Origin of the sequence: Pseudomonas sp. S4_EA_1b (genome assembly GCF_016307435.1) — a bacterium.
Lineage (GTDB): Bacteria > Pseudomonadota > Gammaproteobacteria > Pseudomonadales > Pseudomonadaceae > Aquipseudomonas > Aquipseudomonas rhodesiae.
Genome location: NZ_JAEILC010000061.1, coordinates 604 through 10,015 on the forward strand (window position 1 = coordinate 604; position 9,412 = coordinate 10,015).

A 9,412-nucleotide genomic window follows, 5' to 3' on the forward strand; every position below is an offset into this window, starting at 1 on the left:
AGTTGGTTGAGGTCGGCGCGGCAGTTGATCATGCGCTTTTCGTCGACGGCGACGCGGGCGGAGGCGCCTTCGAGTTCGGCGAGGCCTTCGGCGATGTCGAGTTTGTCCAGGGCGGCCTTGGCGCGCACGATGGCGGCGGAGTCATTGGCGGTGACGGCGCGGGCTTCAATGGCGGCGGCGGCGCCGGCACCGTCGAGGCGGTCCATGTTGGCTTCGGTGGCGTGGCCGGCGTTGGCGCCTTTGGTGGCTACTTCGCCTTCATCTTCTTTGTCGAATTCGTCCCAGCTCAGCATGACGTGTCGTCTCCTGCGTGAGGGCTCCAAGGTGCCCGTGTGAAACCGGATGGTTGGGTATTCACACGGCCCGAGGGCCGCGGTGGATCTTAAGGAATCGTTTCTTGCAACAGCTCGCGCAGGCATTAAACGGAAATTGCGTAACGGGTGCGCTGCGTGAGGCTTGAGGGGCGGAGCGGTCGGTGCTGGCTCCGGCGATGGCCTCAGGTCTGGCTCTTCGTCCCTGTGTAAAGGGATATTGCAGGCCCGATTTACCCGCGCATTATAGGGAAAAAATCGGCTTTGTGTTGCGGCGGATGGTCACGATTGGCCGCTGTGAGGCCATGGTTTTCGGTCAAAGCGCGTGTTTGCAAGGCTTTGCTGGGGTAGGAATTTTTTGACGGGCGGTGGGATGTTTTGGGTAGGCGAGGGTGAGGGCGCAGAGTAGGGCTTTGTAAGGCAGGTTCTTGGCCGCAGAAACGATTTTCTGCGGCGGCCAAGATCCGAGTTTATATCTGAATAATTATGTTATTAGCCGTTAGAGCAGCCATTGCCCATTACATGGTAATTAAGAATATGACGCTGACCTTGGGAGTCTTCATATTCCATTTTTACCGGTACAACTTCGCAGACATTCGGCACGTTGCTCATGGACAGTACTTTGGCGATGTCCAAATGAGTGCTGTAGGTGTAGTCCTCGACAATCGGTGCGTTCTTGCCGGCCAGTTCGGTCGGGGCTTCGTCGGCCAGGGCGGCAGTGGCACACACGCTGCTGAGGGCCATCACTACTAACGCTTTCATTACTTTATTTACCTTCTTCAGGGCGAAAGGGGTCACGGGGCCCTTGTGAGGCCGCGTGTGTAACTTAAAAGTTGGGAAGTTCGGATTAACGTTGCCTTCGTGGGGGCTGTTGCGTTGTTAATCACAGTGCCTTGTTGGCGGAGTTGATTTTAGGCGTGCCGGTTATATTCATATACCCGTGCTTTTGATAAACACTTTTGGCGGTTTTTGTAACAATCGCCAGGTGAAGGATTTTTCATAGGCCGGTAAAGCCCCGTAGGCTGCGGGCCAGAGCGGTGTAAGGGGATAGCAGGGCAATTTGTAGGGTCTTGTTACTACCATCGTCGAATGGTTCTATAGGCTCACCCCGGCTAAAACAGGGGCCATACAAAAACAACTATTGTCACCGAGGTAAGAAAGATGAGTGCGGCTTCCCTGTACCCCGTTCGCCCCGAAGTAGCAGCCAACACGCTGACCGACGAGGCGACCTACAAGGCCATGTACCAGCAGTCGGTGGTCAACCCTGATGGTTTCTGGCGCGAGCAAGCCAAGCGTCTTGACTGGATCAAGCCTTTCACCACGGTGAAGCAGACGTCGTTCGACGATCACCACGTCGACATCAAGTGGTTCGCCGATGGCACCTTGAACGTTTCCTACAACTGCCTGGACCGTCATCTCGCCGAGCGCGGCGATCAGGCAGCCATCATCTGGGAGGGCGATGACCCTGCCGAGAGCCGTACCATCACCTACCGCGAGCTGCACGAAGAAGTCTGCAAATTCGCCAACGCCCTGCGTGGCCAGGATGTGCATCGCGGCGACGTGGTAACCATCTATATGCCGATGATTCCCGAAGCCGTGGTCGCCATGCTGGCCTGCGCGCGCATCGGTGCGATCCATTCGGTGGTGTTCGGTGGTTTTTCGCCGGAGGCCCTGGCCGGTCGCATTATCGACTGTAAGTCGAAGGTGGTGATCACCGCTGACGAAGGCATCCGCGCCGGTAAGAAGATTCCGCTCAAGGCCAACGTCGACGACGCCCTGACCAATCCGGAAACCAGCAGCATCCAGAAAGTTATCGTGTGCAAGCGCACCAACGGCGCGATCAAGTGGAACCAGCATCGCGACATCTGGTACGAAGACCTGATGAAAGTGGCGGGCGCGGTCTGTGCACCGAAAGAGATGGGGGCCGAAGAAGCTCTCTTTATCCTCTATACCTCCGGCTCCACCGGCAAGCCCAAGGGCGTGCAGCACACCACCGGCGGTTACCTGCTGTATGCGGCCCTGACCCATGAGCGCGTCTTTGACTACCGCCCGGGCGAAATCTACTGGTGCACCGCCGACGTCGGCTGGGTCACCGGCCACACCTACATCGTCTACGGCCCACTGGCCAATGGCGCGACCACGCTGCTGTTCGAAGGCGTGCCGAACTACCCGGACATCACCCGAGTGGCGAAGATTGTCGACAAGCACAAGGTCAATATCCTCTACACCGCCCCGACCGCGATCCGCGCGATGATGGCCTCGGGCACCGCCGCCTGCGAAGGCGCCGACGGCAGCAGCCTGCGTCTGCTCGGTTCGGTGGGCGAGCCGATCAACCCGGAAGCCTGGGACTGGTACTACAAGAACGTCGGTCAATCCCGTTGCCCGATCGTCGACACCTGGTGGCAGACCGAAACCGGCGGCAACATGATGAGCCCGCTGCCGGGCGCCCATGCGCTCAAGCCGGGTTCGGCGGCGCGGCCGTTCTTTGGCGTGGTGCCGGCGTTGGTGGACAACCTCGGCAACCTGATCGAAGGCCCCGCCGAAGGCAACCTGGTGATCCTCGACTCGTGGCCAGGCCAGGCCCGTACCTTGTACGGCGACCACGACCGTTTTGTGGATACCTATTTCAAGACCTTCCGTGGCATGTACTTCACCGGTGACGGCGCGCGCCGTGACGAGGATGGCTACTACTGGATCACCGGGCGCGTGGACGACGTGTTGAACGTCTCCGGCCACCGCATGGGCACCGCCGAGATCGAAAGCGCGATGGTCGCCCACCCTAAAGTCGCCGAAGCGGCGGTGGTGGGTGTGCCGCACGACATCAAGGGGCAGGGCATTTATGTCTACGTCACCTTGAATGGCGGCGAAGAACCGACCGAAGCCCTGCGCCTGGAGCTGAAAAACTGGGTGCGCAAAGAAATCGGGCCGATTGCTTCGCCGGATGTGATCCAGTGGGCACCGGGCCTGCCGAAAACCCGCTCGGGCAAAATCATGCGCCGCATCCTGCGCAAGATCGCCACGGGCGAGTACGACGGGTTGGGGGATATCTCCACCCTGGCGGACCCAGGTGTGGTGGCGCATTTGATTGAGACGCACAAGACCATGAACGTCGCGTAAGGCGGGATAGGTGGGAACAGCCCCATTCGGCGTAAGCCGAGTGGGGCTTTTTTATGATCTCTCAAAACTAGTGAGAACCAATGTGGGAGGGGGCTTGCCCCCTGGAGTGCAGTTCCAGGCGGATATGGCGGAGGGGCTGACGGCCCGCCATAACCACCAGACCAATAAATATCGATTTATTGTGTAGGAGGTTTCTGAATGTTACCGAGCGGTGCAAATGTGTAACCCGCTGCCCACACCTGAGGCGAACGGCTACGCATATGGCCCGAAAAACCGCGTTTTAGACACCCCTGGAAATAAGATTAACCGCTAGACTTGCCGTGCTAGAAGGGTTTGCGAATAATAGGCCCGCAATTTGCAGCATCAACAGGTTTAATATCTTTTGTCTCTGCATAAATTTCAGGGGCTGTCAATGAGCTGGAACCGCTTTCTCGGTGCTTCTGTAAATTGTTGTCGCATTGAGGAAATATCGGCTTCCGGCCTGTCGTTAGAATGCCGATCACTCGCTCGTCGTCGCAGGTAGTCACCGGCGTAGGACGCTGCAACGCTATTCGGTTTTACTCAATCGCATCATGGGCCATGGCTCATACTGCTGTTTCTGCCCTATACCGATGGAGTCCCAAGATGAAGAAACTCGTGCTGTTGGGCGCCCTGGCGCTGTCCGTGCTGTCCATGCAGGCTTTCGCTGAAGGCAAGCCACTGAAAATTGGTATCGAAGCAGCCTACCCTCCGTTTGCGTCGAAAGCGCCGGATGGCAGCATCGTCGGTTTCGACTACGACATCGGCAACGCGCTGTGCGAAGAGATGAAGGTCAAGTGCACCTGGGTTGAGCAGGAATTCGACGGTCTGATCCCAGCACTCAAAGTGCGCAAGATCGACGCGATCCTGTCGTCCATGTCCATTACCGAAGACCGTAAGAAGTCTGTGGACTTCACCACCCGCTACTACCTGACCCCAGCACGCCTGGTGTTGAAGGAAGGCACGACCGTCAGCGACAGCCTGGAAGAGTTGAAAGGCAAGAAGATCGGTGTGCAGCGCGGTTCGATCCACGATCGCTTCGCCAAGGAAGTGCTGGCCCCTAAAGGCGCCACCGTGGTTCCTTACGGCACCCAGAACGAAATCTACCTGGACGTGGCCGCCGGTCGCCTCGACGGTACCGTGGCTGATGCGACCCTGCTGCAGGACGGCTTCCTGAAGACTGACGCCGGCAAAGGTTTCGCCTTCGTGGGCCCTGCATTCACCGACGTCAAATACTTCGGCGACGGCGTAGGCATCGCGGTGCGCAAAGGCGACAAGGAAAACCTCGACCGCATCAACGCGGCTATCGCGGCGATCCGTGCCAACGGCAAATACAAGCAAATCCAAGACAAGTACTTCGACTTCGATATCTACGGCGCCGACGCCAAGTAAATCGTCGCAGCTGTCTGTCCAGAATGGCGCAAGCAACAGAATTCCTGCGGTTTGCGCCATTTTTTCATCCCCCTTTTCGAGGACCTGAATCATGTTGAAAGGCTACGGGGCCGTTATCCTCGATGGCGCATGGTTGACGCTTCAGCTCGCCTTGTCGTCCATGGCCTTGGCCATTGTTCTGGGTCTGATCGGGGTCGCCCTGCGCCTGTCGCCGGTGCGCTGGCTGGCTTGGCTAGGTGACTTGTACTCCACGGTGATCCGCGGGATCCCCGACCTGGTGTTGATACTGCTGATTTTCTATGGCGGTCAGGACCTGCTCAATCGCGTCGCGCCGCTGCTCGGCTTCGACGACTATATTGACTTGAACCCCTTGGCCGCCGGCATCGGCACCCTGGGTTTCATCTTCGGCGCCTACCTGTCGGAAACCTTCCGCGGCGCCTTCATGGCCATCCCCAAAGGCCAGGCCGAAGCCGGGCTGGCGTATGGCATGAGTTCGTTCCAGGTGTTTTTCCGGGTAATGGTGCCGCAGATGATCCGCCTGGCGATCCCCGGGTTCACCAACAACTGGCTGGTACTGACCAAGGCCACCGCGCTGATCTCGGTGGTGGGCCTGCAAGACATGATGTTCAAGGCCAAGCAGGCGGCCGACGCCACCCGCGAACCTTTTACCTTCTTCCTCGCAGTGGCGGCGATGTACCTGGTGATCACCAGCGTGTCGTTGCTGGCCTTGCGTTACCTTGAAAAGCGCTACTCGGTAGGCGTAAGGGCGGCTGATCTATGATCTTCGACTACAACGTCATCTGGGAGGCCATGCCGCTGTACCTCGGCGGTCTGGCAACCACCCTGAAACTGCTGGCCATCTCGCTGTTCTTCGGCTTGCTCGTGGCGGTGCCCCTGGGTTTGATGCGGGTGTCCAAGCAGCCGTTGGTCAATGGCGTGGCCTGGCTCTATACCTACGTGATCCGTGGCACGCCGATGCTGGTGCAGCTGTTTTTGATCTACTACGGTCTGGCCCAATTCGAAGTGGTGCGCGAAAGCTTTATGTGGCCGCTGCTGTCCAGCGCCACGTTCTGCGCGTGCCTGGCGTTTGCCATCAACACCAGCGCCTACACCGCCGAAATTATTGCCGGCAGCCTCAAGGCCACACCTAACGGTGAGATCGAAGCGGCCAAGGCCATGGGCATGTCGCGCTACAAGCTGTACCGCCGCATCCTGCTGCCGTCGGCCCTGCGCCGCGCGCTGCCGCAGTACAGCAACGAAGTGATCATGATGCTGCAGACCACCAGCCTGGCCTCCATCGTCACCTTGATCGACATCACCGGCGCCGCGCGCACCGTGAACGCGCAGTATTACCTGCCGTTCGAAGCCTACATCACTGCTGGCGCGTTCTACCTGTGCCTGACCTTTATCCTGGTGCGCCTGTTCAAGTTGGCCGAGCGCCGCTGGCTGAGCTACCTGGCTCCACGGAAGCACTGATATGCAACGTATCGATCACCTGTTGCCCTGGGGCCACCTGGGCTGCGAGCGCCAGTTGAGCGTGTTCCGTTTCGGCAGCGGCGAGCGCAAGGCTTATATCCAGGCCAGCCTGCACGCCGATGAACTGCCCGGCATGCGCGCCGCCTGGGAGCTGAAAAAACGCCTGACCGAACTGGAGCAGCAAGGCGCCCTCAACGGCGTGATCGAGCTGGTGCCGGTGGCCAACCCGATGGGCCTGGGCCAGTTGCTGCAAGGCAGCCATCAGGGGTGTTTCGAAGTGGGCAGCGGCAAGAATTTCAACCGCGATTTTGTCGAGTTGAGCGAGCCGGTCGCCGCGCTGCTGCACGGCAAATTGGGCGATGATCCTCACGCCAACGTGCGCTTGATCCGCCAGGCGATGGATCAGGCGCTGGACGCACTGCCCGAGCCCAGCAGCCAGTTGCAAGGCATGCAGCGCGTGCTGCTCAAGCATGCGTGCAGCGCCGATATCGTGCTCGACTTGCACTGCGACGCCGAAGCCGCGCTGCACATGTACGCGCTGCCTCAGCACTGGCCGCAGTGGCGCTCACTGTCGGCGCACCTGAATGTCAAAGTCGGCCTGCTCGCAGAAGATTCCGGCGGCAGTTCGTTCGATGAGGCTTGCTCACTGCCGTGGCTGCGCTTGTCGCGGGCGTTCCCCGAGGCGCAGATCCCGCTGGCGTGCCTAGCGACCACCCTGGAGCTGGGCGGGCAGGCCGATACCGGTCGCGCTGAGGCGATCTTCCACGCCGAGGGCATACTCGCGTTTCTCGCCGAGCAAGGCCTGATCAAGGGCCAATGGCCGGCGCCGCAGCACGAGCCGTGCGAAGGCGTGCCGTTCGAAGGCACCGAATTGCTGTTCGCGCCCCATGCCGGGGTGATCAGTTACCTGCGCAAAGCCGGGGACTGGGTCGACAAAGGCGAGCCGATTTTTGAAGTGATTGATCCCCTGACCGACCGCGTGAGCATTATCTGCGCGGGGACGTCGGGGGTGTTGTTTGCCGTTGAACGGCTACGTTATGCCCAAGCGGGTTTCTGGCTGGCCAAGGTGGCGGGGCGCGAAGCGCTGCGGCACGGGCGCTTGCTCAACGACTGACCACCTGTTTTTGTGAGAACCGACCGCATGTACAAGCTTGAAGTCCAAGACCTGCATAAACGCTATGGCAGTCATGAAGTGCTTAAAGGCGTATCCCTGGCCGCTGCCGCCGGTGATGTGATCAGCATCATCGGTTCCAGCGGTTCGGGCAAAAGTACCTTTTTGCGCTGCATCAACCTGCTGGAGCAACCCCACGCCGGCAAGATTCTGCTCAATAACGAAGAGCTGAAACTGGTGGCCAACAAGGACGGCGCCATGAAGGCGGCCGACCCCAAACAGCTGCAACGCATGCGTTCGCGCCTGTCCATGGTGTTCCAGCATTTCAACCTGTGGTCGCACATGACCGCGATTGAGAACGTGATGGAAGCCCCGGTGCATGTGCTGGGCGTGTCGAAGAAAGAGGCCCGTGAAAAGGCCGAGCACTACCTGGCCAAGGTCGGCGTGGGCCATCGCAAGGATGCGTTCCCCGGCCACATGTCCGGCGGCGAGCAGCAGCGCGTGGCGATTGCCCGTGCCTTGGCGATGGAACCGGAGGTGATGCTGTTCGACGAACCCACCTCGGCGCTCGACCCGGAATTGGTCGGCGAAGTGCTCAAGGTGATGCAGGACCTGGCTCAGGAAGGCCGCACCATGGTGGTGGTGACCCACGAAATGGGCTTTGCCCGTGAAGTGTCCAACCAGTTGGTGTTTTTGCACAAAGGCATCGTCGAAGAGCGCGGCAACCCCCGTGAAGTGCTGGTGAACCCGCAGTCCGAGCGTTTGCAGCAGTTCCTTTCCGGCAGCTTGAAGTAGCCACTCCTTGTGAGCGCTGCTTTATGTGGGAGGGGGCTTGCCCCCGATAGCTGAGTGTCAGTCAGCACATCTGATTCTGATACGCCGCAATCGGGGGCAAGCCCCCTCCCACATTGGATGTTCATCGTTTTTGAGATTTGTGTTCATTTACGGGCTAGCATTGGCCCACGGCTTCTTTCACTGTTTTTGCTTCGGATAGCCCTCCATGACTGCCCATCGAATTGGTTTCCTGATCTGGCCCAGCACAAAAGCACTCACGCTTGCGCTGGCTGAGGAGGCCTTGCGCGTGGCCCAGCGGGTGCATCCGGAGGTGGTGTACGAACTCTCGTTTTTGCAGGCAGAACCGCCAGTCGACGGTGCCTGGCAACTACCGGGTGAGCCCTGGGCCGGTAAGCTGGAGGGCTTTCAAAAGTTGTTCCTGCTGGCGGACGAGCCACCGGCCGTCATCGCTTCCCAACTCAGCACCGCCCTCAAGCAACTGGTGCGCACCGGCTGCGTGATCGGTGGGCTGTCGGCCGGGGTTTATCCATTGGCCCAGCTCGGCCTGCTCGACGGCTACCGCGCCGCCGTGCATTGGCGCTGGCAGGACGATTTCGCCGAGCGTTTCCCCAAGGTCATCGCCACCAGCCATTTGTTCGACTGGGATCGTGACCGCCTGACCGCTTGCGGCGGCATGTCGGTGCTCGATCTGCTGTTGGCGGTGCTGGCCCGTGATCACGGCGCCGAACTGGCCGGTGCGGTGTCGGAAGAGCTGGTGGTCGAGCGTATCCGCGAAGGCGGCGAGCGTCAGCGCATTCCGCTGCAAAACCGCCTGGGCTCCAGCCATCCGAAGCTGACCCAGGCGGTGCTGCTGATGGAAGCCAACATCGAAGAGCCGCTGACCACCGATGAAATCGCCCAGCATGTCTGCGTGTCACGACGACAACTGGAGCGCATCTTCAAGCAATACCTCAATCGCGTTCCCAGCCAGTACTACCTGGAACTGCGCCTGAACAAGGCGCGCCAGATGCTGATGCAAACCAGCAAATCGATCATCCAGATCGGTCTCTCCTGCGGCTTCTCCTCGGGGCCGCACTTCTCCAGCGCCTACCGCAATTTCTTCGGCGCCACCCCACGCGAAGACCGCAACCAGCGCCGCAGCAGCAGCCCGTTCGAGCTGTCCTCGGTGCCGGCCGAACGCGGCTGAAAACTA

At 59.9% G+C, this 9,412-nt stretch carries 8 protein-coding genes and 1 pseudogene; 7 read left to right on the top strand and 2 right to left on the bottom strand.

From position 1 onward, the window contains the following. Positions 1-293, bottom strand: a pseudogene (locus YA0848_RS36095) (ribonucleotide-diphosphate reductase subunit beta); the annotation flags it as partial. 510 nt (positions 294-803) lie between these two features. Next, positions 804-1,073 carry a DUF2790 domain-containing protein gene (locus tag YA0848_RS19500; RefSeq protein WP_034099955.1) on the bottom strand — a complete coding sequence of 90 codons (270 nt, stop codon included), beginning with the start codon at positions 1,071-1,073 and terminating at the stop codon, positions 804-806. Positions 1,074-1,472: 399 nt separating this feature from the next. Here YA0848_RS19500 and acs point away from each other — a divergent pair, with 399 nt between their 5' ends. The 7 genes from acs (at position 1,473) to argR (ending at position 9,406) form a co-directional block, all read left to right on the top strand. Beyond that, positions 1,473-3,428, top strand: a complete 1,956-nt coding sequence (gene acs / locus YA0848_RS19505; RefSeq protein ID WP_034099953.1) for an acetate--CoA ligase — start codon at positions 1,473-1,475, stop codon at positions 3,426-3,428. A 624-nt stretch (positions 3,429-4,052) separates the two neighbouring features. Beyond that, entirely contained in the window at positions 4,053-4,838 is a 786-nt protein-coding gene (locus YA0848_RS19510) for an ABC transporter substrate-binding protein (protein ID WP_034099951.1), read from the top strand. Positions 4,839-4,929: 91 nt separating this feature from the next. Continuing rightward, entirely contained in the window at positions 4,930-5,619 is a 690-nt protein-coding gene (locus tag YA0848_RS19515) for an ABC transporter permease (protein ID WP_003193627.1), read from the top strand. Beyond that, positions 5,616-6,314: an ABC transporter permease gene (locus YA0848_RS19520; RefSeq protein WP_034099949.1), complete on the top strand. Its 699-nt coding sequence runs from the start codon at positions 5,616-5,618 to the stop codon at positions 6,312-6,314. The genes YA0848_RS19515 and YA0848_RS19520 overlap by 4 nt, the downstream gene beginning before the upstream one ends. Position 6,315: 1 nt before the next feature. Beyond that, on the top strand, positions 6,316-7,428 hold the full coding sequence (locus tag YA0848_RS19525; RefSeq protein ID WP_198712477.1) for a succinylglutamate desuccinylase/aspartoacylase family protein: 1,113 nt from the start codon (positions 6,316-6,318) through the stop codon (positions 7,426-7,428). Positions 7,429-7,455: 27 nt separating this feature from the next. After that, complete coding sequence (locus YA0848_RS19530) at positions 7,456-8,220, top strand: ABC transporter ATP-binding protein (protein ID WP_010208310.1); 765 nt, start codon at positions 7,456-7,458, stop codon at positions 8,218-8,220. A 205-nt stretch (positions 8,221-8,425) separates the two neighbouring features. Continuing rightward, on the top strand, positions 8,426-9,406 hold the full coding sequence (gene argR, locus YA0848_RS19535) for a transcriptional regulator ArgR (RefSeq protein WP_034099944.1): 981 nt from the start codon (positions 8,426-8,428) through the stop codon (positions 9,404-9,406). Positions 9,407-9,412 lie beyond the last annotated feature (6 nt).